We start from the raw sequence: 26,190 nt of genomic DNA, 5'->3' as shown, positions 1-26,190 counted from the left end.
CACAGGCGATCCTCAGGATGCCCTCAGGGCGCGGTACTAAATTCTGCGCATGGAAGAGGAACGGGCACGTCGGATCGTCGAAACCCTGCGGGCGCGCAATGTCTTCGCCCATGTGAAACTGCCGCAGGCCGGCATCACGCAGTACGGCATCCGCGTCGTGCTGCCCGACGGCCGGGAAGCCATCTGGGACAACGACGGCACGGCGGGCCTCGAGGCGCAGATCATGCGCAACGGCATCCTGGTCGGGTTCGTGCCCTCGATCGCCGAGTCGGAGAACTTCGGCGACGGCCAGATCGTCGAGGCGATCGCGACCGCCGACTACGACCGCCCGGTGGGCCGGTCGGTGCCGTCGCGCGCTCGACCCGCCGGAAGCCGACCACCCGCGCCGGTCTCGCTGGCGCAGCGGTTGAGGAGCGGCTTCCGCGGCTGAGACTTGACTTCGCGCGCCGAGGATCCGGCTCGGGGTGCTGGGCCGAGGACGTCCGAGCCGGCTCGATGTCGGGTTGGAGGTGTCCGCGTTGAGGGGGTCGACGCTGAGGAGGGCAGGTTGGTGGTGTGCCCGGCTGACGATGTCCGGGTTGAGCCGGTGTCGGGGCTGAGGGGCCCGGGCTGGGCCGATATGTCGGTCTGGGAGTTGTCGGGCTGAGTACCTGGACTGTCAGCTGTCCGGGCTGATCAGCTCTATCAGCCGGTCCAGCGCGGCGGGCCAGAGGTCGGGGGTCAGTACGAGCATGGTCTCGGCCAGGGCGTGGGCGACCGCGTCGATCTGCTCCCGTACGGCCGGGTCGAGGGGCACCTCGGGCGACGGCGACGGCGACTCGGGTTCGGCGGGCGCCGCGGCAGGGGAGGCTGCGGCGACGGCGGCTGGAGCCGGGGACGTCTGTGAGGCCGCGGCGGGAGAGACGGCGGCCGGGATCGGCGACGTCTGTGAGGCCGGGGCGGGGGAGGTGGCCGCCGGGATCGGGGATGTCTGTGAGGCCGGGGCGGGGGAGACGGCGGCGAAGGCTGGGGACGTCTGGGAAGTCGGGGCGGGGGACGGCTGTGCCGGAGCCGCGTCGGGGGAGGTTGCGGCCGGGGACGGCTGTGCCGGAGCCGCGGGGGAGGCTGCGGCGGGCAGGTCCTCGAGGGCGCCGACGAGGTGCAGGTGAGCGGTGGCGCGGGTCAGGGCGATGTAAAGCAGCCGGTGGCCGCGGGGGTCTTCGTCGACGATGAGGCCGGGCTCGACCACGACGGCGGCGTCGAACTCCAGGCCCTTGGCCTCGTGGGGGGTCAGCAAGGTGATCGCGTGGCCGGGCTGGTCGTCGAGGGACGTACGCCAGGGAAGGTCCTCGGCTCGCAGCAGCGCGGCGATCTCGTCGTGGCAGGCGGCGGGGCTGACGATGGCCACCGAACGACCCTCGGCGGCATGGCCGGCGGCCGCGGCGACCACGACGGCGGCGCGGTCGGCGGGACCGACGGGCGCGATCACGGGGTCGGACGGGCCGTCCCGTACGGTCGTCGGCGGCTGCACGCTGGGCGCGGCGGTCGGCAGCAGCTCGGCGGCCAGCTCGAAGATCTGCCGCGGCACGCGGTAGCCGAAGCGCAGCTCGCGGTGCTCGTGCGGCAGCCGCGACGGCAGGTGCGCGAGCACGTCGTGCCAGTCGTCGCGCGCCCACGGGCCGGTGGACTGCGCCATGTCGCCGACCACGGTCAGCGAGCCGTTCGCCGAGCGGCGCGAGATCGCGCGCAGCTGCATGGGGGAGTAGTCCTGCGCCTCGTCGACGACCACATGGCCGTACGTCTGCGGCTCCTCGCCCGCCAGGTGCGCGGCCTCGTCGAGCAGCGGCAGGTCGGCGTCGCTGAACGGCGGGTCGGCGTCGGCGGCCCGATAGAGCGCGCCGATCTCGCGGTCGGTGAACTCGCCGCCCGCCGCCTCGGCCAGCAGCGCCCGCGAGCCGAACAGCTCGGTCAGGAACGTGGCCGCGTCGAACTCGGGCCACAGCCGGTCGGCGAGCAGGTCGGCGGCGTCCAGGATCAGCCGCGGGTCCTGCGTGCCGGCCACCAGCGCCGCGCGCAGCAGCCGCCGACGGTCGCCGGGGGTGGCCTCGCTCGCCTCGGCCGTGGTGATCACCCGCCGGACCGTGGCGGGATCGAGGCGCACCGGCCGCCCGCGTACGGTGACCACCGCCGGCAGCACGCTCTGCCGCTCGCGGCGCTTGCCGATCGCCCGCTCGAGCAGCCCCGCCATCCGGGCCTCGCCCTTGAGCCGGGTGACGTGCGGCGCCTCGGGCCGGCCGGTGGCGGCCTTGGGCAGCAGGTCGTCGACGCCGGTGTGCGTGACGCCCTCGTGGCCCCACGCGTCGAGCAGCGCACGGGTGTGCCGGGCGAACGCGGCGGACGGGCCGACCACGAGCACCTCGCCCGGGGTCAGCTCGCAGCCGGGCCCGGCCAGCAGCCGCGCGACCCGGCGCAGCGCGGTGTCGGTCTTGCCGGTGCCCGGGCCGCCCTGGATGACCAGCACACTTCCGGGAGGCGTACGGATGAGGTCGTCCTGCCCGGCCCGGATGGTCGCGACGAAATCCGGGCCGGCCTCGGTGGTGGCGCGGGCGAGCTCGGCCAGCAGCGGATCGTCCGGTGGCCCGGGGGCCTCCCGGTCCTCGTCGAGCGCGCCGGCGGCGGACAAGGTCAGCCGTCCTCGAGCGGCACTTCGAGGCGTACGCTGCCCCGCAGGTCGAGGTAGACCCGGTCCGGCGCCCGCACCACCCGGATCACCACGTCCTCGCAGTTGGGGCAGCGCGCCACCAGCCCCGGCGACTGCGTCCACACCAGCAGCGTGGCCACCGCGTCCGCGTGGCTGCAGCCCGCGCACAGGAACCGGGCCGCGGTCACGTCGACCGCGAAGATCTCGCGCAGGTCGCCCGCGATGGCGTTGCCGTCGAGCTTCTCGGTCACGACGTACCCCCGAAGCGTTCGGTGCGGATCCGGCGCGGGTCGTGGCCGAGCGCGACGAGGATGTCCGCGGCGGTCTCGACGAACGTCGTGGGACCGCAGACGTAGCAGTCCGGCGCGAAGTCCGGCGGCCAACCGTACGTGTTGAGCGTCGCCACGTCGATCCTCTGCGGCGGTGCCGGCCAGCCGTCGGGCGTCTTGCGGGTGTAGACGTAGTGCACGTCGAGGCCCGCGTCGTCGCGTACGCGCCTGCGCAGCTCCCCGGCGTACAGAACGTCTTCCGGCGTACGCACCGAGTAGATCAGCCGGAACGGCTGCCGGGCGCCCGCCACCGCCCGGGCGCGGACCATCGCCATCAGCGGCACCAGCCCGGAGCCGCCGGCGATCAGCAGCACCGGCGCGGGCTGCTTCTCACGCCACACGAACCAGCCACCGACCGGCCCGCGCAGCTCGATCTGCTCGCCCACCTGGACCACGTCGGTCAGATAGGGCGACACCTCGCCGTCGTCGAGCCGCTGGACGGTCAGCTCCACCCGGCGCGGGTCGTCCTCGTGCCAGGCCGAGGCGATCGAATAGCTGCGCTGCGCCCGGTAGCCGTCCTCCGCGGTCAGCCGCACGTCGACGTGCTGGCCGGGCAGGTGCCCCGGCCAGTCCGGAACGTCGAGCACGAGCGTCCGCGCCGACGGCGTCTCCTGCCGCGCCTCGGCGAGCGTCGCCGCCCGCCAGGTCAGTCTCCCTGGTACCGCTGCTCGAGCCATGGGTCTCCGTACATGTGGTAGCCGGCGGCCTCCCAGAAGCCGGGCTCGTCCTCGGGCAACAGCTGCAGGCCGTTGACCCACTTCGCCGATTTCCAGAAATACAGGTGCGGGATCAGCAGACGGGCCGGTCCGCCGTGCTCCGGCTCGAGATCCTCCCCGTCGAACTTGTACGCCACCCACGCCTTGCCGTCGAGCAGGTCCTCCATCGGCACGTTGGTGGTGTAGCCGCCGAAGCTGTGCACCATCGTGTAGTCGGCGGCCGACTCCACGTTCTCCATCAGGGTGTCCAGCGAGACGCCGCGCCACGTCGTGCCCAGCTTGGACCACTTCGTGACGCAGTGGATGTCGACCGTGACGTCCTCGGCCGGCAGCGCCTGGAACTCGGTCCAGTTCCAGCTCGTCTTCTCGCCGGTCTCCGTGGTGATGGTGAAGCGCCAGCGATCGAGCGGGATGCGCGGGGTCGGCCCGGCGGAGAGCACCGGGAAGTCGTGTGTCAGATACTGGCCGGGCGGCAGGCCGGGCACCGACTCACGCCGCCGGCCGCCGAACCCTCGGGAAATGATGCCCATGGCTGTTGAGTAAACCGCATGATCATTTCATCCGACAGCACTCAGAGCCGGATCGCGTCGCTTGTGGTGCCGGCCACCACCACCCGGTGCTCCAGCCCGGGGGTCAGATCGGTGAAGCGGGCGATCCTGGTGGCGGGGTAGGTGCGGACGGTCTGCCACTCCAGGCCGTTCCACTGCTGCACCTCGACCGGTACGCCCTCCACGCCCAGAACGACGACGGTGAGCTTGCCGGCGCCGGGGCGGACCAGGCGGACGATCAGCTCGGCGGGAGCCGGCGCGGGCGTGGGCCGGGTCGGGGATGCGGAGACGGTCGGCGTCGGGGTGACGGGCGTGGCCGGCGCCGGGGCGGCCGGGCTGTCCGAGGGGACCGGGCCGTTGGACGGGGTCGGGCTGTCCGAGGGGACCGGGCCGTTGGACGGGGTCGGGCTGTCGGACGGGACGGGGCTGTCGGACGGGGACGGCGTGGTGGCGGACGGGGCAGGCGTGGTGGCGGACGGCGTGATGGGCGCCGGGGTGGTGGGTGCCGGGGTGGTCGGAGCGGGAGCGGGCGGGGCGGGCTGCGGGACGGTGGCCAGCGCGGCGGCGGCGTCGAGACGGCCCGCGCCGAAGTCGTCGTCGCGGCCCGGGGCGCCCAGGTCGACGGCCGACGAGGTGAGCGCCTGCTCGACCTGGTCGGGCGTGAGCGCGCGGTCGGCGCCCTTGAGCAGCGCGGCCACGGCGGCGACGTGCGGGGCGGCCATCGAGGTGCCGTTCATCCGGACGTAGCGCTCGCCCGGGTAGGTGCTGAGGATGTCGGTGCCCGGCGCGGACAGGTCGACGTACCCGCCGCGGGTCGAGAAGCCGGCCACGGTGTCGGCCGAGGTGGTGGCGGCGACCGCGACGACCCCGGGGTCGGCGGCCGGGTAGCTGACCGGGCTGCCCTGGGCGCGCGCGTTCCCGGCGGCGGCGACCACCACGACACCCTTGCTGCGGGCGTACGCGACGGCGTTGCTCACCGCCGCGACCTGCGTGGTCGAGCTGATCGACATGTTGATCACGTCGGCGCCGTGGTCGGCGGCGTACGCGATGCCGTTGGCCACGTCCGACATGTAGCCGGAGCCGTCGGCGCCCAGCACCCGCACCGGCAGGATGCGGGCGTTCGGCGCCACCCCGGCGACGCCCGTGCCGTTGGCGGTGAGCGCGGCGATGGTGCCGGCCACGTGGGTGCCGTGCCCGTGCGGGTCGACGGCGGTGCCCTCGGTGCCGGTGATGAAGTCGGCGCCCGGCAGTACCTGCCCGGCGAGGTCGGAGTGGGCCGCGTCCACGCCGCTGTCGACGACCGCGACCGTGACGCCGGCGCCGGTCGAGCGCGTCCACGCCCCGTCCACGCGGATGCGGGCCAGGTCCCACTGCGCGGGCAGCAGCGGGTCGGCCGCGGCCACGGTCACGCGCGCGTCGACCTCCACGCTGACGGCGCCGGGCGCGCGCTGCCCCCGGGCGACCAGCGCGGTGGCGGCGTCCCGGCCGGTGGCGGTGCCGACGGACACGACGGGGCGGCCGGTGGCGTCGATCGCGGTGCTGACGACGCGTACGGGACGGGTCTTGGAGATCACGGCGGGGAGCACGCGTTCCGGTGCCGCGGTCAGACCGCGCGTGACCGGCTGCCACGCCGGCTGGGCGTCGGGTACGACGACGGCGATCACACCGGCCGCCACGACCGTGAGCCCTGCGTAGACCTTCTTCATGCTGACCTGCCTCCCCGTTGGCTTACGGTCTGGCAGTTCGGAACCGTCGGGTGCCCGGACGAGGAGCGATCGGGTGCGGATGAGTTGAAGCCGTTTTCATGATGTTTGTCCGCCTTGAGTGGCAGCATGGTGGCGTGTCCGAGGAGAACGGGGTCTACCGCTCGGTGATGCGGGAGCGCCGCAACCAGCGCCGCAAGCAGCTCGGGGTGGGCCTGGCCGGCTTGGCCGCGATCGCCGGCGCGGGGGCGTTCGTGGCGCAGTCCCAGCTCGTCGACCTCGCGCGGACCACCTCGACCCGGGAGCCGTACGCCCTGGGGCCGCCCGCCCTGCTGTCGCCGTCGCCCTCCGTGTCCGGCGCGCGGTCACGGGCCGTCACGCCCGTGCCCGGACGGTTGCTGCGATCGGCCGCCCGGCAGGAGACCAGCCCGACACCGACGCCCTCGCCGTCCCCCTCCACGTCGGCATCCGCCTCACCGGGCGTCGTGGCCGCGGCGCTGGTCAAGCGGCACAGCGAGACCACCCGGCAGGCGACGATCCGGGTGACGTCGGCGCGGTTCGACCTCACCGGCCAGCCCGAGCTCGCGGTCGTCGGCGACGACGGATGGGTGATGGGCCGGGCCCGCTGCACCAAGACGCTCCGTAGCGCCCCCGGCCAGCCCCCGAAGGCGGTGCCCTCGATGCTCGTCTGCTGGCGCACGTCGCCGTCGCGCAGCGTGGTGACCGTCGCCGTCGCGGCCAAGGGGCGGCCGTCGGCGGGGGAGAGCGTGGCGGCGCTCGAACGGGAGTGGGAGCGGCTGAGCCGAAGCCCGTAGCCGCTCCCTCCGCCCGTACGGATCAGCGGATCTTCTTGACCTTGAGGCTGCTCGGCTTGGCCGTCGTCTTGCGGGCGGTGGCCGCCGGCCGGACCGTGACCGAGGTGACCGTCGACGTCACGGCGTCGGAGGTCGTCGTCGCCGGCACGACCAGGCGGATCTGGAAGTTGCCGGTCGCCGTCACCGAGAAGGCGACCCTTCCGTACGCGTCGGTGGTGGCGCCGGTGTAGGAGATCTTCGACGAGCCGGTGGCGTTCAGACCGACCTGCACGGGCTTGTTCGCCCACGGAGCGTTACCCGCGGTGACCGTGTAGCTGATCAGCGCCGCGCTGCCGCTGACGATCGAGGTCGACGACGCGGTGACCGTGACCGTCGGGGTGACCTTGGGTGCCGCCGTGGTCCTCGTAGGGATCGGGGTGGGCGTGGGGCTGATCGTGGTCTTGCTGGGCGTCGGGGTCGGGCTCGTGGTGGTCTTGCTGGGCGTCGGGGTCGGGCTCGTGGTGGTCCTGCTGGGCGCCGGGCTCGCAGTGGGGCTGGTCGTCGTGCTCGCGCTCGGTGACGGCACGGCGCTCGTGGTCTTGCTCGCCGCCGGGGACGGGCTGCCCGTCTGCACGGCGCCCAGCGCGGCGACGGCGTCGATGCGGCCGTACCCGAAGTCGTTGTCGCGGCCGGCCGTGCCCAGGTCGACGGCCGAGCTTTCCAGGGCCGACTCCACCTGGTCCGGGGTGAGGTTCCGGTTGTACGCCTTGAGCAGCGCGGCGACCGCAGCCACGTGCGGCGACGCCATCGAGGTGCCGCTCATCGTGGCGTAGCCGGTCTTGCCGCCCAGGGCCGTCGGGTAGGTGCTGAGGATGCCCGACCCCGGGGCGGCCACGTCGACGTAGCTGCCCGCGTTCGAGTAGCCGGCAACCTTGTCCGACGAGTCGGTGGCGGCCACCCCGATCACGCCGGCGTCCGCGGCCGGGTAGCTGGTCGGGCTGCCCTGGGCGCGCTCGTTGCCGGCCGCCGCAACCACCACGACACCCTTGCTGCGCGCGTACGAGATGGCGTTGGAGACCGCCGTGACCTTGGAACCGGACCCCAGCGACATGTTGATGACGTTCGCGCCGTGGTCGGCCGCCCAGATGATCCCCTCGGCGGTGTCGGACATGTAGCCCGACCCGTCGGCCCCCAGCACCCGCACCGGCATGATCTTCGTGTCCGGCGCGATGCCGCTGACCCCCACGCCGTTCCCCGTGGCCGCCGCGATGGTGCCGGCCACGTGCGTACCGTGCCCGTTCCCGTCGGTGGCGACCCCCGCGGTGTCGGCGACGGCGTCGTACCCGCTGACCAGGTTGGCGGCCAGGTCCGGGTGCTTGGCGTCAACCCCGGTGTCCAGAACAGCCACGACGACGCCCGCGCCGGTCGACTTCGGCCATGCCGCGCTGACGCTGATCTTGCTGAAGTCCCACTGCTGACTGCGGTAGGCGTCGGTTCCGGCCGGCACCTCTGTCGCCGTGGCGATCGCGTCGATCTCCACACCGACCGCGTTGTCCGCCGTCTGCCCCGCCTTGACGGCGGAGGCGGCCTTCGCCTTGGTCGTAGCCGTGGTGACCTTGATGACCGGCTTGCCGTCGGCGTCGAGGCTGGTGGTGACCACCCGTACGGGAGCTTTTGCCGAAACCGTGGCCGGCAGCAGCTGGTCGGCACTCTCGGCGAGGTTGTAGGTGGCCGGCTGCCACTCCGTCGCGGCCGTGACGTTGGCGGGCAGGGCGATCGCAGCCCCTCCGGCAACCGCACCGATCGCAAGCGCGCCCACCGCATAGCGGCGCAGGTGCTTCTTCATGGTCGTCCTCCCCTTGGTGGTCAGGGAGAGGAATCGGCCGTGGTCCGGCTTCCGCCAGACTTCTCAGCGGTGCAGCTGCGTTGCGGGTCCCGGCCGGCAGAACAGCTTGGCCGCGGGTACGGGGTTTGCCGCTGCCGCATCGCACCAACAGGGACGCAGGGCAGCCAAAGCAAGACCCCCGCTACGGCGACGTTGAATCAGAAGGGGCCGACCGTGAAGGTAGCGCCGCTACTGAGAACCGTCGGAGCGGCGAGATCGCCGGCGTCGGTGGCGCCGTTGGCCACCACGGTCACCGTGTACGTGCCCTCCGCTACCGGCCCGTCGGCCGGTGTGCCGTCCGGGTTGAGCCGCGCACCCAGGAGGTCGAAGGTGCAGATCAGCTCCGTGTTGCTGACGACCATGACCCTCTTGCACTCCTGGACGCCCCGGTTGGTGAGCTGGTTGTACGCGTCCTTGACGAGGAAGACGTGGGCCGTGGCATCGGTCGAGGCGGCTGTTTCCTTGAACGTCAGCGACTGGAAACCGACGCCCTTGATCGACACATCGACCTTCGAACCCGCGGTGGCGGTGTTCGGGGAGACCGTGACGCCGTTGCGATAGGTGAAGTAGATCGGCTCGTCGGGCGTCGCGTCGACGTCGTCCTGCTCGCGACCATTGTTGTCCGGATCGGAACTCAGGACCGGACCGCCCGGGGTGTTGACGGTCATGGTCAGGTTGGAGGCCGCCGTACGGGACGGTGTGATCCCGGTGAAACTGGCGCCATTCGGCGCGACTTTGACGCCAGTGAGAGCGGCGCCGCCGATCGACGCTGTGGTGCCGGCTCCGAAACCCGTGCCGGTAACCGTGATCAGCTGGCCACCCGAGGCCGGACTGCTGGCCGGAATAATCGCGGTGATTTTGGGTCGGACGGCGAGCGTATAGGCAGCAGTAGCCAGCAGAGTGCTGCTCGTCGTGGACGGGTTGTCGTAGACACAGACATTCCACCGAGCGGTGGTTTGTGTTCCGGCGAGCACCAGTCCGTTCGGGTTGACCTCGCTCGGCTTGCTCGCGACTTCCGCCGGATAGGGCGAGTTCGGCACCCGGAAAGCAATCTTGTTTGCCGCGATCCACTTGACATCATCGGGATTGACGGTCAGCACACCGGCTGTGGTTGTCGTGCCCGTCGCGGCGATCGGGGCATTGGCCTTGGCCATCGGGCCGCAGCTTGTCGCACCCGTGCCGACGTACTGGAACTGGACGGTTGGGGTGCTGCCTGCTGGAAATGGACTGGCGTTGGCTCCACTGACCGTCGCCGAGATCGAGTTTCCGCCTCCGCTGGGCCCGCCGGCGCTGCTGAGTGTCATGACCAGGGGCGCGGCGCCGGCCGGCATGGCCGTCCCCGCGAGCAGGAGAGACGAGAGGGCGGTAGTGATCGAGCCGGCTCGGCCGAGCCTCCGGCGAGACGTACGCATCGCAGGTCCTCCGCTGGTCATGTTCCGGCCGTGCACGGAACAGATGTCGTCAGAAGGCTAGCGTCGCGGTACGCCCGGAGTGTGCGTAATGCGGATTCCGATGCTTTCTCCTGGCGGGTCACTCGGGCGCAGGCGACATCGTCACGGAACGAGGGACCAATGACGTCAGAACCGTCGGTGCGGCGGCATGAACGAACGCGTCGACCCGGACCGGCAGTCTCGAGAAGGGGGTACTCGGGAGCTGAGAGTTTCCTGGTTCACGGCCTGCCGGACAACTGCTTTGCCACGATGGGGAACCGAAACCCGCAGATTTCGCGAAGGAGTCAGCATGTCCGACGGTGTATCCGATTCAGGCCCAACGGGGCAGGCCGGCGCCACCCGTCCGGCTCGGCAGGAGGACACCTCCGGCGGGCGGCGCCGCGCCCGAACCGCAGTCGGTGTGGTCGCCGTCACCGCGGTGCTGGGCGTTGGGGCGTACGCCGTGAGCAACGCGCTCGGCGGGCACGGCGGCTCCGCCGACGTCTCCAGCGCCGGCTCGAACATCGCCCCGTCACCAGCCGGGCCCGCCACGAGCGGCCCCACGGCCACCCGCAAGCCCTCGGCTGAGGGCACCCGCGAACCAGCCCCGGCCGGCTCGGTCGTCCCGAAGGTCAGCGATCCGCCGCTGCCGAAGAGCGCAAAAGAGCGCGTCGCAGCCGCCCGCAGTCTGGCTGCAAAGCACGGGGCGAAATTGATGCACCCGGTCGAGCCGAAAAATGTTCCGTCGGCTATGTCAGAAGCCGCCGCCAACGCCAAGGTCACCGTTGTCGGGTCGGCGAAGTCGGGTACCACCATGCGGATCGTCACCGCCCGCGGGGACCTCACCGGTCAGCGGGAACTGGCTTCGGTCGCCGGCGACGTCATCCCGGTCGGGCCGGTGAGCTGTTCCCAGCGGTTCAAGTTCGCCAACGAGGAGAAGCCGGCGGTGCGGAAGAACCTGCTGGTGTGCTGGCGCACCGCCGCCCAGCGCAGTGTCGTAGTGCTTACCGCCGACGTGCACGGCAAGCCGTCGCGGCACGACACTGTCGAGACCGTCAACAAGCAGTGGAGCAAGCTCGGCTGAGCCTGGGAGTCCGCTGGTCGGCGCCTCGGCCCGGACCGGCAGAACGGCGCCGGACAGGCCGCGGCCCGGAGCAGGGATGCTCCGGGCCGCGGTAACTTCTCGGTACTCCGGAACGACAGGGTTCCGGGTGGTCCGGTGATCAGAACGCCGACACGGTGAACGTCGAGCCGGACGAGACCTGCGACTGCACGTAGTTCGGGTCGCTGCTGACCGCGTTCAGCGCACCGTTGGACACGAACGTCATGTTGTACGCGCCCTCGGGGACCGGCACCTTCGCCGAAGCCGGGATGATGAACGCGGTACCGGTGCCCGCACCGTTACCGGTGGTCGCGTTACCCGACAGGGTCACCGCGGTCGGGCTGGTGTAGGAGTCGATCGTGGCGCCGGGTGCGATACCCGGACCGACGATGAAGGCGTCGTCGTCGGTGGAGGCGAACGTGCCGGCCGGGCCGGTGATGTTCGCACTGCCGTTCGTGCTGGTGATCGTGACCTGCTTGGCCGCCGGCGGGAGCAGCGCGGCCGTGAGGTTGCCGCTGCCGACCGCGTTCGCGGAGATGACCGCGAGCGTCGGGCTGAGCACGCCGGTGATCGTCGTGCCGACCGGCAGCTTGTCCGGCACCTGCTCGAACAGCACCAGACCGATCATGTCGTTGGTGAACGCGGTGGCGGCGGCCCGCAGGATCCGGCTGCCCTGCACGGCAGCGACGGTGGTGCTGGTCGCGGTGGCCAGGCCGTTGGCGGCGGCGATGCCGGTGCCCGGCGCGGCCGGGGCCAGCGCCGTGGTGCCGGCGGCGTTGAGCCGCTGGCGCAGGTCCAGGGTGCACAGGGCCTCGGTGTCGGTCATGACGAGCACGTTGCTGCAGTCAGCGACGGGGGCGTTGGCCCGGGTGCCGCTGGACGCTGTTCCCTCGTTGCCGGAGTACACGCCGTCGACGAGGTAGAAGTGCGAACCGGTGACCGCGCCACCCTGGTTGAAGCTGGCGCTCTGGAACCCGATGCCGTTGACGATCACGTCGATCGTACGGGTGTTCGGCGCGGTGTTCGGGGTGACGTTGAGCGCGGCGGTGAACGAGTACGCGCTGGGCAGCGTGGTGGAGCCCGCGGCAGTGGTCACGACCAGGGCGACGTTGTTCGCCGGGGTGTGCGCCGGGGTGGTCGCCTCGAACGCGGTCGAGGTCAGCGGCTTGATGTCGAGCAGCGGGGTGCCGCCCAGCGTCGCCGAGATGGCACCCTGAGTGGTCGGGAACGCGGTACCGGCGACCACGATGCGGGCGCCGCCGAGGGCAGAACCGGCCCTCGGGGAGATCGCGGTGGCGGTCTGCACGGTGGTGACACCGTAGGCGGAGGAACCGATCAGGTCCGACGAGGCGTTGGCCGTGCCGTTGTAGACGCACACGTACCAGGTGGCGGCGCTGGCCGGCGCGCTCGCCAGCAGCTGCGGGACGGTCACCGCGAGCCGGGTGTTGGTCGTGCCCACCTTGCGCACGTTGTTGGAGTTGACGAACACGAGGTTGTCGGGCGACGCATCCGGTGCGTTGTACTTCGCCGGGCACGCGACGTTGGAGAACGAGACGCCCGGCGTGTCGATGCCGGCCAGGAAGGCGGTCGACGAGTTGATGTTCAGGGCGTTACCGCCGGCGTACGACCCGGCACCCTGGCTCAGGGTGAGCGGGCTGGCCAGGTAGGAAGCGGCGGTGACCAGAGTCCCGGCAGAGGTGTTGTTGTTGTACAGGCACAGGCTGTACGAGGTGGTACGCACCGCCGTGGAGGAGGCGGTGACTCCGGATGGCACGGTCAGCGAGACCGAGTTGTCGGACAGCTTGGTCGCCGTCGCTCCGGTTCCCGCGGCCGGGGAACCGTAGGTCTGCGGGCACTGGTCGGTGGTGAACAGCGCACCGACGTTGGTGGCTCCGGTGAACACGGCGCTGGCCGAGTTGACGGTGATGCTGCCCCCGCCACCCGATACGCCACCGGGCGGGGTGACGACCGGGACGCTGCCGACGACGTAGTACGGGTAACCGGTGGCCGGGCCGATCCGGGTGTCGGTGCCGGTGGGCCCGTACACACAGGCGATGTACCGCTTCGCCTTGCCGTTGGTGTCGGCGGTCGCGGTGCCCGGCGACGTGAAAGTCACCGACGAGTTCGAGGCGCTCGAGTTGACGGTCGTGGCCGCCACATTCGTCGTGCCGGCGACCGGCATCGTCGCGGCACACGTGGTCACCGTGCCGGTGGCGGTGCCGCCGAGCAGCACCTGCACCCGCGCCGGAGTACCGCCGGGCGTACCACCACTGACGATGCCGCTCGGGAAGACCGAGGCGTCGTCGACGATGGTGACCGCCCCGCCGACCGCGACGACGGGCGGGGTGACGGTGGTGGCGGCAAACGCCGCCATGGGCGCGACGAGCAGAGCGGCACCTACCGCTCCGGTTGTCAGCCCGGCGGCCGTCGCCAGCCGAACCTTCGAACCTGTTCTGGACATGCGCATGCGAGTGTCCTCCTGCGGGTCGCCATGACCCGCGGTCTCTGGATTGGGTGAGGCTGTGCAGCCGGTGTGATCTTCGGTGCCAGCCATCTCGCCGAAGCGTAACCAAAAGCGACTGCCGGATTACGCAGAGTTGAGGAATCGCAGAGTCGAACGGAGTAGCTGCATCCTGCAGGAGGTGCAGGAGGCACGCATACGAGCCGGCATGGCCGGTCCGCGCCTGGCCCGTTCGTTACAGGAGGGGCCGCTCAGCCCGCGCACGGAGCCTCTCGACCCCCAATCCGAAGGAAGCCTGGCTGCATCCTGCATTGCGGTGCGCGGTCGAGGTCGCCGGCGGGGTGGACGGGCCGGCCGTCACGCACCGTCGACTTCCCGGACCGGTGCCCGGCGCTGCGCGTCTGCGACTCGTACGTGGTCGACGGCAGCCGATGGAGCGCATCGTCCCCGGGATTGGCCCGCGAGCTCGACCATCAGCGGCGTTCGCGGCCCGGCTGAGCAGGGCGCGCTGTGGCGCCCGCGTAACTGCGCAGCTGCCGTAGAGGGGCTGCTCGGCGCGCCGGTCGTGGGTCGAATCGTACGGGCTCAGTTCGGCGGAAAAGGGGATATGTTAGGGACGCCTTACCTAATGAAGAGAAATCGTGGTGTGGTTTCGGCATTTTCGGGAAATGGTTTATGGTCGAGCTGACCGGGATGCGGAAAAATGGAGGCGACGCCATGACTCAGATGTTGGAAATGCCCCGCGTGCAGACCTGCACCGTCACCAGCTGTGGCTACAACCACGACGGCTGCACCGCCTTTGCGGTGACCATCGGCAGCGCGCTGTCGGCAGAGTGCGACACCTTCGTCCAGACCGGCGACAAGGGTGGCATGGGCAAGCCGTTGGCGCAGGTGGGAGCGTGTAAGCGCGCCGACTGCGTGCACAACACCGACCTCGAGTGTCACGCCCCGGCGATCGTGGTGGGCGAGTCCGGCGAGAAGGCCGACTGCCTCACGTACGAAAAGGGCTGAACTGTCTGCGTCCGCTGTCGCCCATGCGACGGCGGACGCATTTGTTGAGGTAAGGCGTACCTTTCTTTGGGTAGCCTTTCTTGGGTGCCGCGCTCATCCGTTCGGCTCGGATCCCGGCGAGCGTCGGAGATCCGATTGTCCGCCCCTTCGGCCAGGTGTCTGCTGACCCGACAGGCCGATCGAAGGGGGGCAGCCATGCGCGCTACCTATCGGGTCCTCGCGATGCTCATCGCGCTCTGCGTCGTCGTCCAGGCCGCGGTGATCGCCGCTGCCTGGTTCACCGTTCTGCACGACACCGAGTCGGGCGCCGTGTTCGACGAGAACTCCACCGGCAACTGGGGGCACGCCGCCCACAGCTGGTTCGGCTCGGTGGTGATTCGTTCGGGGTGGTGGTGCTGCAGTTCGCGTTCGCTGTCGTCGGCTTCTTCGCGCCGGCGCTCGGCGTGCTGCACGGCATGAACGCGTTCGCGCTGGCCGGTATCGCGTCGGTCGCGATGCGCAAGGCGCGGCAGACCGAGCCCGTCAAAGAGCCCGTGGCAGTCTGAGCGATGCGTAAGCCGGCTCGGATCGCCGTCGGCGTGGCGGCGGCCCTCGCGATCCTCGGGCCGCTCGGCTGGTTCTGGGTGGACAGCCTCGTGCCGTCCACCTATGACATGGCGGCGATGGGACACGAGGACTTCGGCGGCGGGCCTGTCGCCGCGCACGAGCACCGGCTGGCGGTCGCGTCGCTGGCCGGCCCGCGGACCGGCGCGGCGGACGTCAGTGTCACGCTGACCGCCCGCGCCGAGCAGGGGCGCTACACGCTGAACCATCGGACGCCGGGGCCGGAGATCCGGGCCGCGCGCGGGCAGCTGGTGCAGGTGACGCTGGTCAACGAGTCGGTGCCGGACGGCATCACGCTGCACTGGCACGGGGTGGACGTGCCCAACGCGGAGGACGGGGTCGCCGGAGTCACTCAGGACGCGGTGCGCAGGGGCGAGCAGCACGTCTACCGCTTCGTCGTGCCGGACGCGGGCACGTACTGGTACCACTCCCACCAGGTCGCGCACGAGCAGGTGCGGCGTGGTCTGTTCGGCGCGCTCGTGGTCACCGGCGGGCCGGCCGCTGACGGCGATCAGGTGGCCGCCGTGCACACCTACGACGGACGGCGGACGATCAACGGCGTACGCGGGGCGCAGTCACTGTCTCCCGCCCGGTCCCACCGGATCCGCGTGATCAACACGGACGCCGGCCCGATCCGGGTGTGGGTGTCCGGTGCGCCGTACCGTGTGGTCGCCGTCGACGGTCACGACGTGCACGAGCCCGCCGACGTCACGGACCGGGCGGTCGTCGTCACCGCGGGAGGCAGGGTCGATCTTGCGTTCGGTGGCGCCGGGCAGCTCAACGCCGGGGGAGGCGCCGCGCTCGGCGAGGTGACCGCCGAGCCGCGCGAGACCCTGGACCTTCTGGCGTACGGGACCCCGGCCGCGCTCGGGTTCGACCCGGCCCGCGCGCAGCGGCACTTCGACTACCGGATCGGGCGGCGGGTCGGCTTCCTCGACGGGCGTCCCGGGTACTGGTGGTCGATCAACGGCGGGCTCTACCCCGACGTGCCGATGTACATGGTGGCCACCGGGGACGTCGTACGGATGCGGATCTCCAACAGCAGCGGTGACGTGCACCCCATGCACCTGCACGGGCACCACGCCGTCGTGCTCAGCCGCGACGGCGTGGCGGCCATGGGCAGCCCCTGGTGGTTCGACTCGCTCGACGTGGGCGACGGGCAGACGTACGAGGTCGCGTTCGTCGCCGACAACCCGGGCATCTGGGCCGACCACTGCCACAACCTCGAACACGCCGCGGACGGGCTGCTCGCCCATCTCGCGTACGCGGGGATCGGCTCCTCCTACCGGGTCGGTGGGAGCGCCGGCAACCGGCCCGAGTAGCTACAGGTACATGCCGGTGCTGGGCGGAGCCTTCGGTACGGTCACCGGCTCCGCGCCCGTCTTCAGCGCGTACAGCTCGGCGAGCGTCGCCCCCGACGGCCCGACGCCGCGCGAGGTGCCCAGCCAGCCGACGGCTTCCGCGTACGGGAGCCGGCCCACCTCGATGCTGGCGAGGCACCGCCCCGGACGCACGACCGCCGGGTGCAGCGACGCGAGGTCCTCGTTCGTGGTGATCGCGATGAGCGCGTTGCGCCCCTGGCCGAGCAGGCCGTCGGTGAGGTTGAGCAGCCGCGACAGCGACTGCCCCGCGCTCGCCTTGGCCTCCCCGTTGATCAGCTCGTCGCAGTCCTCGAGCATGAGCATCCGCCAGCGCGGCTCGTCCTCGTCGTCGCTGCCCAGCGCCACGCTCATCAGGTACGCCGGGTCGTTGAACAGCCGCTCCGGATCCAGCACGCAGTCGACCTGGCACCACGAACGCCACTGCTGCGCCAGCGCCCGCAGCGCGGTCGTCTTGCCCGTGCCCGGCTCGCCGTGCAGCAGCAGGAGCCGCCCGCTGATCGTCGTGCCGTCCAGCGCCATCAGCCGCTCCAGCGTCGCCGCCACCGGACCGGCGTAGTTGCGCCGGATCGCGGCCCACGGCGCCGCGTCGATCTCCCGAGCGGCCCGGCGCGGCCCGTGCTGACCGAAGTGCCAGAACCCGATGGGTACGTTCTCCGGCGCCGGCTTCGGCTGCTCGACAGCGTCCCGCGTCGCCGCGTCCAGGATGGAGTCCGCCAGCTCCTGGCTGACCGCCGTTACCGTCACCCGGGCGCGCCGGCTCTGCTTCCACCGGTTGACGTGCAGCGTCCAGCCGTCGCCCACCGCGAGCCAGCCGTGCCCGTCCTCGTCGATCGCGTCGCGCACCAGACGCGCCCCGTCGACCGTCAGCGTCGCGTCGGCCCGCACGTTCTCCAGGTACTTGCTGCGACCGTACGGCTCCCGCCCCGTCACGAACCCGTCGAGCGCCAGCAGGTCCACCACGTCGACCAGCCGGTCCCCGTCGTCCACCGCGCCGGCCAGCGGCAGCGCCGGCCCGGGCGCGTGCTCGACGAGCCGGCTGCCGAGCCGGTCGACGGACTGGTGGGGAGCACGCATGCAACGATGATCGTCCGTCGATGCGTGAATGGCACCTCATTTTCCGCAGGTGCGCCCGATCGAGAGCAGCTCCGGGCGCCTCAGTGCCCGGTCTCCCCGGCGGGCGCCTCAGCGCGGGTCCTGCAGACGGGCGTCTTGGCGCGCTGTCATGCAGGCCGGCCACTTGGGTGGGCCGTGAGTTGGGGTCGAATGGCTGGCCGGTGCGGGCTGGCGCGCGGTCTGCAGGGCGCTCGGCGTGCGGGTCCTCCGGCGGGCGCGCCTCAGCGCACGCCGACGACCGCCGCGTCGGTGCCGCCCCGCCACAGGACGCCGGCCTCGGCGAACCCGGCCACCCGCAGCGCGTCGACGTGCCACAGCGCCGGCGGCGTCCACTCCTGGCTGTGGCGGGTCCGTGGGTAGATCCGCTCCCGCTCGACCGCCCGCGGCCCAAGGAACTCGTCGGCGGCCGCCCGCGCCCACCACTGGTCCCACGACGTCGCGGCGCCCGCTGCGTACCGGGCCTCCCTCTCCTGGCGCGCATGCCCCCGCAGCCGCTCGGACAGCGTCGGCAGGGACTCCTCCGGCATGTGGTCGGCGTTCACGAAGATGCCGCCCGGCCGCAGCACCTCCCGCACCTCGCCGTAGAGCGCCGCCACCCGCTCGGCCGGCAGCCAGTGCAGGGCCGTTGCGGTCAGCACCGCGTCGAAGCCCTCCTCCGGCAGCTTCGTCCGCCACCCCGGATCGCTCAGGTCGGCGTCGACCACCGTGGCCCGCTCCCGCAGCGACGCCTCCGCGATCGCCATCAGCACCGGGTCCTGGTCGAGCACCGTGACCCGCGCGCCCGGGAACCGCGCCAGCACCCGCAGCGAGATCGTCCCGGTGCCGCCCGCCAGGTCGAGCACCCGCGGCGCGGGGCCCTCGGCGGTCGCGGCGACCGCCTCGAGCATCGCGGCGAACCGGGCCTCCCGGTCGGGCAGGAACGCCTCCTGCTGCCGATCCCAGCTCTCCTGCCACACGTGCGGGTTGCCCAGGTAAGCAGTCATGCCCGCAACGCTAGTTACCTCCTCAGGCCGTCACAACCCTCCTCCCGCGCGCTCGTCGGCGAACCTCGCCACGAACGCCTTCAGGTCGCGCCGCTCGATCGCCGCCGCCATCAGGTCCGGGAACGCGTCCGGTGTGCACGCGAAGGCCGGGACTCCGAGTGCCGCCAGCGCCGCCGCGTTGTCGTGGTCGTACGCCGGCGCGCCCTCGTCCGACAGCGCCAGCAGGACCACCACTTGCACCCCGGCAGCCGTCATCTCCGCGACCCGCCGCAGCATCTGCTCGCGGACGCCGCCCTCGTACAGGTCGCTGATCAGCACGAAGATGCTGTCGCGCGGCCTGGTGATCAACTGCTGGCTGTACGCGATGGCGCGGTTGATGTCGGTGCCGCCGCCCAGCTGCGTGCCGAACAGGACCTCGACCGGGTCCTCCAGCTGCTCGGTCAGGTCGACCACCGCGGTGTCGAACACGACCAGCGACGTCCGCAGCGACTGCATCGACGCCAGCACCGCGGCGAACACGCCCGAGAACACGACCGAGGCCGCCATCGACCCCGACTGGTCGACGCAGAGCACCACGTCGCGCTGCACCGCGGTGGTCCGCCGCCCGTACCCGATCAGCCGCTCGGGAATCACCGTGCGGTGCTCGGCCTGGTAGTGCTTGAGGTTCGCCCGGATCGTGCGGTTCCAGTCGATGTCGGCGTGCCGCGGCCGGTTGATCCGCGCCGCCCGGTTGAGCGCCCCGGTCACCGCCGCCCGCGTCTTCTGGGCGATGCGTTTCTCGAGCTGCTCGACCACCGTGCGCACCACCTGGCGCGCCGCGTCCTTGGTCTGGTCGGGCATGACCCGGTTGAGCGAGAGCAGCGTGCCGACCAGGTGCACGTCGGGCTCGACCGCGCCGAGCATCTCGGGCTCGAGCAGCAGCCGGGTCAGGTCGAGCCGCTCGATCGCGTCCTGCTGCATGATCTGCACGACCGTGCTCGGGAAGTACTCGCGGATGTCGCCGAGCCAGCGCGCCACCTTCGGCGCCGAGCCGCCCAGTCCCGCGGACCGCCGGCCGCTGCTCTCGCCGTCACCCGCGCCGCCCGCGTCGTAGAGCGCCGCCAGCGCCGAGTCCATCGCGCCGTCGCGGCCCTCGGCCTTGCCCAGCGACTGCTCGGCCGGCGCGCCGAGCACCATCCGCCACCGCCGCAGCCTCTCCCGCGCTGCCTCGTCCACGTCGTCCCGGCTCATCGCGCCTCCCCGGCGGTGATCTCGCGGCCCAGCAGGGCGCTCAGCGTGGGCAGCACCAGATCCGCCCGGGACGGGTCGAAGCCGAGCCCGCCCGCGGCAGCCTCCGGGTCGCCGGCGCGCGGACCGGCCACCCGCTCGCCGATCGCCCGCCGCTCGCCGGCCTCGAACGCGCCGAACGTGCGGCGCAGCAGCGGCAGCACGTCGTCGAAGGCGTCCGCCGGGATGTCGGCGAGCCAGTCGTCGAGCAGCGCCAGCAGCGCGTCGTCGTGGACCAGCAGCAGCCCGCCGCCGGAGAGGAAGCCCTCGACCCAGGCCGCCGCGTGCGCCGGTGGCGTGCCGACGGTCAGCGGCAGCCGCAGCCGGCGGCGCACCTCGGCGCCGTCGAGCCGGCCCGCGTCGAGCAGCAGCCGGGTCAGCCGCCCCGCGATCAGCCCGTGCAGATCGGCTCGCCCGGCCAGCGACTCCAGCGTGGACACCCAGCGCTCACGCAGGCCGGCGTCGTCGAGCAGGCCGACCGCCGAGTGCACGCCGTCGATCCGGTCGCGCAGCATCGCCGCCGCCTCGTCCGACAGCGAACCGACCGCCGAGGGCAGCCCGGCGCAGACCCGGCCCAGCAGGCTCGCTGTCACGGTGGCGAGCCCGGCCACGTCCGTGCGTCGCACGTCGCCGTAGCGCAGGGTGCGGGCCAGCGCCGGGATCGCCGCCATCAGGTGGTTGACGTCCGCGTCGAGCGCGGCCCGCGTGTCGAGAGCGGCAAGCACCCGCGGGTACGCGTCGGCGAGGTCGGCGAGCAGGCAGGTCTCGACGAGCGCGGTCACGTCGGCGAGCGTCTCGGCCTTGTCCGCCGCCCGGGTCACCTTGGCGGTGGCCGCGGACGCGACCGTCGTGCCGTACATGCTGCCCTCGACGAGGCGGACGGCGAACTCGGGTTGCCACCGCAGCCGCCACTCCTCGCGGAAGGTGCCGGTGCCGCGGCGCGCCGCGGTGGGCTCGCCCCACGGCACGCCGATCGTGCGCAGGCGGTGCAGCAGGCGGCTGCGCCGCAGATCGGTGTCCTTGCGCAGGTCGAGATCGAGGGCGCGTTCGAGCGCCTCCGGCTTGAGGCGGGTGGCGCGCTGCTGGGCCGCGAGGTCCTTGGCCAGGGGCACGGACGGCATGTCGTCGGGCACCCCGCCGAGCCGCTCGCCCACCACGAGCTTGCGGGTGATGAGCTCGACCCGCAGCGGCTCGCCGTCGCACATCACGGCCTCGGCCGCCTCGGTCACCTCGGCCAGCCCCGCGAGCGGCCGCCCGCGCAGGGTCGCGAGCGCCTCGGCCAGCCGGGTCGCCTCGATGACGTGCGCCGACGACGTGGGCACCCCCTCGGCGCGCAGCACGCCTGCGGCGTCGACGAGCCAGCGCGGCACCACCTCGTCGGCCGAGGCGAACAGGTGGTGGTACCAGCCGGGGGAGCTGACGCCCGCGCCGTAGCCCGACCACGAGGCCAGCCGGCCGTAGGTCCACGGCACCCAGGTGAAGTCGACCTTCGCCTTGCGGCGGCCCTTGAGCAGCGCGTTGTCGTCCTTGGCGGCGACCTTGCGGGTCAGCGCCGGCACGTGCCAGGCCCCGCACACGACGGCGATGTCGTCGTGGGTCTTGCGCACCTCCCGCAGGACGTTGCGCATGTACGCCTCGCGCACCAGGTCGTCCGGGTCCTCGGGGGACCGGTCGCGGATGGCGGTCATCGCCTCGGCGATCGCCTCGAACGCCGGCATCCCGCGATGCTCGACGACGTCCTCCCACCAGCGTTCGGGATCGTCGTAGCCGGCCGCGGCGGCCAGCTCGCCGATGGGGTCCACCGGCCGCAGCGGCTCCGGCCGCTCCTCGGCGGGGCCGCCCTCCGGCTCGCCGGCGGCGTCGGGCAGCGGCTGGGCGGCCGGACCGGCGGGCTCGGGCTCGGACTGGGGCTCAGGGTCTGCGGCGGGGCCGGCCGGTGCGGGCCGCGCCGGGCGGGCGTCGCCGGTGAGGCGGTAGGCGAACGGCAGGTCGAAGAAGCGAACCGGCACTCCCCGCTCGACCGCCCAGCGGATCGCCTGCCACTCCGGCGAGAAGACGGCGAACGGCCAGAACGCCGCCCGCCGCGGGTCGTCGGAGGCGTAGCCCAGCAACGCCACCGGCGGCTCCAAGCCCGCGTCGGCCACCCAGCGCACCAGCGCGTCGGCCTCGGGCGGTCCCTCGACCAGCAGCACGCCGGGCGGCTGCCGCTCGAGCTCCGCCACCACCGCGCGGGCCGAGCCCGGGCCGTGGTGGCGGATGCCGTAGAGCCGCTCAGGCATCGCGGGCGGCCCGGTAGAAGTCGCGCCAGTCGGCGCGCTCGCGCACGACCGTCTCGAGGTATTCCCGCCAGACCACGCCGTCGGACACCGGGTCCTTGACGACCGCGCCGACGATGCCCGCGGCCACGTCGCCCGGGTGCAGCCGGCCGTCGCCGAAGTGCGCGGCCAGCGCCATGCCGTTGGTGATCACCGAGATCGCCTCGGCCGTGGACAGCGTGCCGGTCGGGGACTTGAGCTTGGTGCGTCCGTCCTCGGTGAGGCCGCTGCGCAGCTCGCGGAAGACCGTCACCACGCGGCGGATCTCGTCGAGCGCGGCGGGCACCTCGGGCAGGTCGAGCGAGCGGCCCAACTGGGACACGCGCCGGGCGACGATCTCGACCTCGTCGTCGGCCGACGCGGGCACCGGCAGCACGACCGTGTTGAACCGGCGGCGCAGCGCGCTGGACAGCTCGTTGACCCCGCGGTCGCGGTCGTTGGCGGTGGCGATCAGGTTGAAGCCGCGCTGCGCCTGCACCTCGGTGTTGAGCTCAGGAACGGGCAGCGTCTTCTCGGACAGGATCGTGATCAGCGCGTCCTGCACGTCGGACGGCACGCGGGTGAGCTCCTCGAGCCGGGCGATCGTACCGGTCTGCATGGCCCGCATGATCGGGCTGGGCACCAGCGCCGCCTCGGTCGGCCCCTCGGCGAGCAGGCGCGCGTAGTTCCACCCGTAGCGGATCGCCTCCTCCGCGGTGCCGGCGGTGCCCTGCACCAGCAGGGTGGAGTCGCCCGAGATGGCCGCGGCCAGGTGCTCGGACACCCACGTCTTGGCGGTGCCGGGGACGCCGAGCAGCAGCAGGGCGCGATCGGTCACGAGTGTGGACACCGCCACCTCCATGAGGCGGCGCGGTCCCACGTACTTCGGGGTGATCTTGGCACCGTCGCCGAGCAGATAGGTCACCACGGCCTGCGGGGACAGCCGCCAGCCGGGCGGGCGGGGCCGGTCGTCGGCGGCGGCGAGCTGGGCCAGCTCCTCGGCGTACTGGTCCTCGGCGTGCGGGCGCAGTGCGGTCACGGGCAACTCCTCAATCGATGCCGGCGCAGGCTATCGCCCACCCCTGACAGAAAGCGGCGGCGGAACATGGCGGTCAGGAAACTCTCAGCTCGTCGAGCATCTGCTGGCGGAAGGTCAGCGTGCGGGCCAGGTCGGCGACCGGCCGCACCCGCGAGGCCTCGGCCGGCTCCTGGTCGAGCTGCAGCGCGAGGCGGCCCACCAGATCGGCGTAGTCGGGGGGCATGGCGAGGGCCGCCGCGCGGCACAACTCGCCGAGCTGCCAGCTGTGCCGGTCGGTGCGGGCGCGGTGCGCGATCGTCTCGAGGACCGCGACCGACAGCTCCTCGGGCCAGTGACCGGGATGCAGGGCCAGCAGCCGGTTGGCCAGCCCGTCGTCGCGGCGCAGCGCGTCGGCGGCGAGCCGGCCCAGCTCGCCGGGCGGAAGAACCAGATGCAGATCCCACCGTACGGATTCCCGCAGCGAGCCGGACGATCGGTGCAGGAACGTGGTCGCCCATGCGGCGTCCTGCTGCACGACCGCGGCCTTGGCCCAGCCGTGCAGCAGCGGCGCCTCCCAGTCGTTGCCGCGGGCCAGGGCGAGCATGGTCGCCGGATCGGACCACGTGTCGAGCGGCGTGGCAGCGACGATCTCCTCGAGCAGCCACGCGCTCACCCCGATGCCCCGGGCGGGGGTGGCGGCCACACCGTCGCGGCGCAGCGCCGCGTCGAGCTCCTCGGGCGGGGTGACGACGAGCCGGTCCGCGCCGACCAGCCGGCGCTCGCGCCGGACGGCGGCCCGCGCGCGCTCGGCCATCCGCGTGCGCAGCTGCGAGCCCGGAAGCCGGCGCACCAGGTCGAGCGCGGCCTCGCGCACCTCCTTGCGGCGGTCGTCGAGCGCCTGCTCGAGGAAGGGATCGTCATCGGTGGACAGACCCGTGGTCAGGGCGCCGACGAACCGGGCGCGGTCGTCGGAGGACTCCTGCGCCCACGTGCTCTCGACCAGCTCGCGGGCGCGGGCGGGATCGGTCTGCCGGAGCTGGGCCAGGTGAGCGAGACGCTCGCCCGAGCTGCCCGTGTGCCAGTCGGGAAGGAGGATCGCCATCGGCGCCTCGTCGCGCAACCAGCGCCAGTCGGCCCGCAGGCCGGCCAGCCAGGCGCCCCGACGGCCGGAGACCCGGGCCAGAGCGGGCCGCACGACCGAGTTGCGGCGGCCCGCGTCGAGCAGCGGCGGCAGCGCGGCGGGCGGCACGTGACCGCCGTGCTCGGCGGCGGCCGCGAGCCACTGGGCGAGCAACTCCTGCGCGAGCTGCCCGCCGCCGGGCACACCCCCGGCGAGGATCCGCAGCAGGCGGGAGCCGGCCGGGCCGGGCAGAGCCGGCGCCGTCTCGTCGGGCGCGGGCGGCACCGCCTCGTGACCGCTGCCGGGCAGCACCCCGGCGCGACGCCGGGTCAGAGCCACGGCGGCCGCCTCGAACAGCGAGGAATCGCCCGTCCACGGTCGTCGGTTGGTGCCGACCAGGGCCGCGGCGAGCAACTCGGGCGGCAGCTCGGGGTGGCGTGGGGCGTCCGGGTCGGGCACCGGGGGAGCGGCGGCCACGAACTCGCCCTCGGCCCAGGCGGCGAGCGGCCGCAGTCCGCTCGGCGACCACTCGGCGGCCACGGTCGCGGGACGCCCGCCCGCGGCGGCGAGCAGCCACCACGGCTCGCGGTGGCCCGGGGCCAGCGGCAGGGCCGCGCCGGTCGCGTCGACCAGCCAGCCGTCCAGGCTGGGAACGACGCCGGCGAGCAGGACGGGCGCGTCGAACCGCCAGGGCTCGGCCGCCACCGTGGCGCTGTAACCGGCGAGGGCGTCGGCGAGCGGCATCGCGCCGTCGGGCTCGTCGAACGGCTCCGCCGCGCTGACCTGCTCGGCGACCAGGGCACGCAGCGGCGCGGAACCGGGATAGAAGGTCAGGTCGCCACGGAACTCCGTGCCCGGCACCAGATCGGCGGTCATCGGCTGGCCTGGCGCGGCGAACGTCAGCACCAGCGCGAACCGGCCGTGCGCCGAGCCGCGCAGCCAGGTGCGGCGGGTGGTCAGCGCGCCGTCGTCGACCTCGACCTGGCCGAGCACCTGCCACCGGTCGGAGACCCGGGGACCGGCCAGCACCTCGTCGGTGCCGACCGGGAAGCCGATGCGGCTGCGCACCGTGGCGGCGAGCCCGGGCGGCAGCTCGGCGAGCCGGTCGTAGCCCGAGACGAGCAGCCGCAGCAGCGCCAGCGCGCCGAGCAGCCGGTCGGCCCAGTGCGGCCCGATGCCGGCGAACGACCCGAGGCGCCGCACCGCGCTCGCGGCGGCCGGCGCCTGCGCGTCGACCAGCCGGGCCGCCATCGCCTCAAACGGCTGATGGCCGCCGCGCTGCGCGCCGGCCAGGCCCTGGCGGATCTGGTCGTCGAGCCAGCGGCGCAGCTCGGCCATGCCGCCGGCGACGCGCTCGGCGCGCTGCTCGACGCGTTTGGCCGCGGCCGCGGGATCGGGGGCCGCTGCCGCCTTGGGCTTGGCCGCGGCGCGGGCCGCCCGGGCCGACTGCCACTCGCGGGCGAAGTCGGCCGGGGGGCCGCCGGCCACATCGGACTCGGCCCAGAGCAACAGCAGTGCGAGCGCGTGCTTGCAGGGGATCTTGCGGCTGGGGCAGGAGCACTTGAACGCGGGGCCGGCGAGGTCGACGCAGACCTGATAGCCGCGGCACTGCCCCCACAGGATGTCGTCGAGCCGCCCGGTCGCCGACCAGGAGGCGGAGGCGGACAGGCCGCGGGCGGCCTTCACCGACGGGGGATCGGGGGCGAGCGTCTCGACCTGCGCGGCCGACCAGCGTTCAACGGGCACGGGAAA

The 26,190-nt window shown here is 72.9% G+C and carries 20 protein-coding genes; 6 read left to right on the top strand and 14 right to left on the bottom strand.

Annotated features, from left to right (window positions below; genetic code table 11):
• Positions 1 to 49 precede the first annotated feature (49 nt).
• Positions 50 to 430, top strand: a complete 381-nt coding sequence (locus tag ACSNN8_RS03030; RefSeq protein WP_436646842.1) for a hypothetical protein — start codon at positions 50 to 52, stop codon at positions 428 to 430.
• Between the two features lie 228 nt (positions 431 to 658).
• On the opposite strand, the gene ACSNN8_RS03025 is transcribed toward ACSNN8_RS03030, so the two are convergent.
• Genes ACSNN8_RS03025 through ACSNN8_RS03005 form a run of 5 tightly spaced genes read right to left on the bottom strand, consistent with a single transcriptional unit; the run spans position 659 to position 5,979 of the window.
• Positions 659 to 2,662: a HelD family protein gene (locus tag ACSNN8_RS03025; RefSeq protein ID WP_436646841.1), complete on the bottom strand. Its 2,004-nt coding sequence runs from the start codon at positions 2,660 to 2,662 to the stop codon at positions 659 to 661.
• 2 nt (positions 2,663 to 2,664) lie between these two features.
• Positions 2,665 to 2,931, bottom strand: coding sequence for a DUF6510 family protein (locus ACSNN8_RS03020; protein WP_436646840.1), 267 nt, complete (start codon positions 2,929 to 2,931; stop codon positions 2,665 to 2,667).
• Entirely contained in the window at positions 2,928 to 3,686 is a 759-nt protein-coding gene (locus ACSNN8_RS03015; RefSeq protein WP_436646839.1) for a ferredoxin reductase, read from the bottom strand. The genes ACSNN8_RS03020 and ACSNN8_RS03015 overlap by 4 nt, the downstream gene beginning before the upstream one ends.
• The gene (locus ACSNN8_RS03010; protein WP_436646838.1) at positions 3,656 to 4,255 is read right to left on the bottom strand and encodes a sulfite oxidase-like oxidoreductase; all 600 of its coding nucleotides are present in this window, start codon (positions 4,253 to 4,255) and stop codon (positions 3,656 to 3,658) included. The genes ACSNN8_RS03015 and ACSNN8_RS03010 overlap by 31 nt, the downstream gene beginning before the upstream one ends.
• Positions 4,256 to 4,296: 41 nt before the next feature.
• On the bottom strand, positions 4,297 to 5,979 hold the full coding sequence (locus ACSNN8_RS03005) for a S8 family serine peptidase (RefSeq protein WP_436646837.1): 1,683 nt from the start codon (positions 5,977 to 5,979) through the stop codon (positions 4,297 to 4,299).
• 134 nt (positions 5,980 to 6,113) lie between these two features.
• On the opposite strand from ACSNN8_RS03005, the gene ACSNN8_RS03000 reads away from it, so the two are divergent.
• Positions 6,114 to 6,791, top strand: a complete 678-nt coding sequence (locus ACSNN8_RS03000) for a hypothetical protein (protein ID WP_436646836.1) — start codon at positions 6,114 to 6,116, stop codon at positions 6,789 to 6,791.
• 22 nt (positions 6,792 to 6,813) lie between these two features.
• Here ACSNN8_RS03000 and ACSNN8_RS02995 read toward each other — a convergent pair whose 3' ends face one another.
• Both ACSNN8_RS02995 and ACSNN8_RS02990 read right to left on the bottom strand, forming a co-directional pair.
• Positions 6,814 to 8,616 (bottom strand): S8 family peptidase, encoded by a 1,803-nt coding sequence (locus ACSNN8_RS02995; RefSeq protein ID WP_436646835.1) that lies wholly within the window; start codon positions 8,614 to 8,616, stop codon positions 6,814 to 6,816.
• A gap of 197 nt (positions 8,617 to 8,813) precedes the next feature.
• Positions 8,814 to 9,809 carry an IPT/TIG domain-containing protein gene (locus tag ACSNN8_RS02990; RefSeq protein WP_436646834.1) on the bottom strand — a complete coding sequence of 332 codons (996 nt, stop codon included), beginning with the start codon at positions 9,807 to 9,809 and terminating at the stop codon, positions 8,814 to 8,816.
• Between the two features lie 739 nt (positions 9,810 to 10,548).
• Here ACSNN8_RS02990 and ACSNN8_RS02985 point away from each other — a divergent pair.
• Complete coding sequence (locus ACSNN8_RS02985; protein ID WP_436646833.1) at positions 10,549 to 11,169, top strand: hypothetical protein; 621 nt, start codon at positions 10,549 to 10,551, stop codon at positions 11,167 to 11,169.
• A 139-nt stretch (positions 11,170 to 11,308) separates the two neighbouring features.
• Here the strand turns inward: ACSNN8_RS02985 and ACSNN8_RS02980 are convergent, their stop codons facing one another.
• A complete protein-coding gene (locus ACSNN8_RS02980) occupies positions 11,309 to 13,561 on the bottom strand; it encodes an IPT/TIG domain-containing protein (protein ID WP_436646832.1) in 2,253 nt (750 codons plus the stop codon).
• Between the two features lie 804 nt (positions 13,562 to 14,365).
• Here ACSNN8_RS02980 and ACSNN8_RS02975 point away from each other — a divergent pair.
• The 3 genes from ACSNN8_RS02975 (at position 14,366) to ACSNN8_RS02965 (ending at position 16,584) form a co-directional block, all read left to right on the top strand.
• Positions 14,366 to 14,659 carry a DUF1540 domain-containing protein gene (locus ACSNN8_RS02975; protein ID WP_436649385.1) on the top strand — a complete coding sequence of 98 codons (294 nt, stop codon included), beginning with the start codon at positions 14,366 to 14,368 and terminating at the stop codon, positions 14,657 to 14,659.
• Positions 14,660 to 15,048: 389 nt separating this feature from the next.
• Complete coding sequence (locus ACSNN8_RS02970) at positions 15,049 to 15,204, top strand: hypothetical protein (protein WP_436646831.1); 156 nt, start codon at positions 15,049 to 15,051, stop codon at positions 15,202 to 15,204.
• A gap of 3 nt (positions 15,205 to 15,207) precedes the next feature.
• Positions 15,208 to 16,584, top strand: coding sequence for a multicopper oxidase family protein (locus tag ACSNN8_RS02965; protein ID WP_436646830.1), 1,377 nt, complete (start codon positions 15,208 to 15,210; stop codon positions 16,582 to 16,584).
• Here ACSNN8_RS02965 and ACSNN8_RS02960 read toward each other — a convergent pair whose 3' ends face one another.
• The 6 genes from ACSNN8_RS02960 to ACSNN8_RS02935 form a co-directional block, all read right to left on the bottom strand.
• Complete coding sequence (locus ACSNN8_RS02960) at positions 16,585 to 17,718, bottom strand: DUF5925 domain-containing protein (RefSeq protein ID WP_436646829.1); 1,134 nt, start codon at positions 17,716 to 17,718, stop codon at positions 16,585 to 16,587.
• Positions 17,719 to 17,978: 260 nt separating this feature from the next.
• Positions 17,979 to 18,740, bottom strand: a complete 762-nt coding sequence (locus ACSNN8_RS02955) for a class I SAM-dependent methyltransferase (protein WP_436646828.1) — start codon at positions 18,738 to 18,740, stop codon at positions 17,979 to 17,981.
• Positions 18,741 to 18,770: 30 nt separating this feature from the next.
• A complete protein-coding gene (locus tag ACSNN8_RS02950) occupies positions 18,771 to 19,970 on the bottom strand; it encodes a VWA domain-containing protein (protein ID WP_436646827.1) in 1,200 nt (399 codons plus the stop codon).
• Complete coding sequence (locus ACSNN8_RS02945; RefSeq protein WP_436646826.1) at positions 19,967 to 22,285, bottom strand: DUF5682 family protein; 2,319 nt, start codon at positions 22,283 to 22,285, stop codon at positions 19,967 to 19,969. Before ACSNN8_RS02945 ends, ACSNN8_RS02950 begins: the two co-directional genes overlap by 4 nt.
• On the bottom strand, positions 22,278 to 23,339 hold the full coding sequence (locus tag ACSNN8_RS02940) for an ATP-binding protein (RefSeq protein WP_436646825.1): 1,062 nt from the start codon (positions 23,337 to 23,339) through the stop codon (positions 22,278 to 22,280). Before ACSNN8_RS02940 ends, ACSNN8_RS02945 begins: the two co-directional genes overlap by 8 nt.
• 73 nt (positions 23,340 to 23,412) lie before the next feature.
• The gene (locus tag ACSNN8_RS02935; RefSeq protein WP_436646824.1) at positions 23,413 to 26,184 is read right to left on the bottom strand and encodes a DUF5691 domain-containing protein; all 2,772 of its coding nucleotides are present in this window, start codon (positions 26,182 to 26,184) and stop codon (positions 23,413 to 23,415) included.
• Positions 26,185 to 26,190 lie beyond the last annotated feature (6 nt).

Origin of the sequence: Actinoplanes sp. URMC 104 (assembly GCF_051386375.1) — a bacterium.
Taxonomy (GTDB): Bacteria; Actinomycetota; Actinomycetes; order Mycobacteriales; family Micromonosporaceae; genus Actinoplanes.
The sequence above is the reverse complement of the archived record's forward strand: the minus strand, read 5'-3'. Positions and strand labels throughout refer to the sequence as shown.

Excerpts from the sequence above, each read along its gene's own strand:
- ACSNN8_RS03010 (WP_436646838.1), bottom strand. The coding sequence starts at position 4,255 with ATGGGCATCATTTCCCGAGGGTTCGGCGGCCGGCGGCGTGAGTCGGTG.
- ACSNN8_RS02995 (WP_436646835.1), bottom strand. The coding sequence starts at position 8,616 with ATGAAGAAGCACCTGCGCCGCTATGCGGTGGGCGCGCTTGCGATCGGT.
- ACSNN8_RS02945 (WP_436646826.1), bottom strand. The coding sequence starts at position 22,285 with ATGCCTGAGCGGCTCTACGGCATCCGCCACCACGGCCCGGGCTCGGCC.
- ACSNN8_RS02975 (WP_436649385.1), top strand. The coding sequence starts at position 14,366 with ATGACTCAGATGTTGGAAATGCCCCGCGTGCAGACCTGCACCGTCACC.
- ACSNN8_RS02990 (WP_436646834.1), bottom strand. The coding sequence starts at position 9,809 with ATGGCCAAGGCCAATGCCCCGATCGCCGCGACGGGCACGACAACCACA.
- ACSNN8_RS02965 (WP_436646830.1), top strand. The coding sequence starts at position 15,208 with ATGCGTAAGCCGGCTCGGATCGCCGTCGGCGTGGCGGCGGCCCTCGCG.
- ACSNN8_RS02950 (WP_436646827.1), bottom strand. The coding sequence starts at position 19,970 with ATGAGCCGGGACGACGTGGACGAGGCAGCGCGGGAGAGGCTGCGGCGG.
- ACSNN8_RS03030 (WP_436646842.1), top strand. The coding sequence starts at position 50 with ATGGAAGAGGAACGGGCACGTCGGATCGTCGAAACCCTGCGGGCGCGC.
- ACSNN8_RS02980 (WP_436646832.1), bottom strand. The coding sequence starts at position 13,561 with ATGGCGGCGTTTGCCGCCACCACCGTCACCCCGCCCGTCGTCGCGGTC.
- ACSNN8_RS02960 (WP_436646829.1), bottom strand. The coding sequence starts at position 17,718 with ATGCGTGCTCCCCACCAGTCCGTCGACCGGCTCGGCAGCCGGCTCGTC.
- ACSNN8_RS02955 (WP_436646828.1), bottom strand. The coding sequence starts at position 18,740 with ATGACTGCTTACCTGGGCAACCCGCACGTGTGGCAGGAGAGCTGGGAT.
- ACSNN8_RS03015 (WP_436646839.1), bottom strand. The coding sequence starts at position 3,686 with ATGGCTCGAGCAGCGGTACCAGGGAGACTGACCTGGCGGGCGGCGACG.
- ACSNN8_RS03005 (WP_436646837.1), bottom strand. The coding sequence starts at position 5,979 with ATGAAGAAGGTCTACGCAGGGCTCACGGTCGTGGCGGCCGGTGTGATC.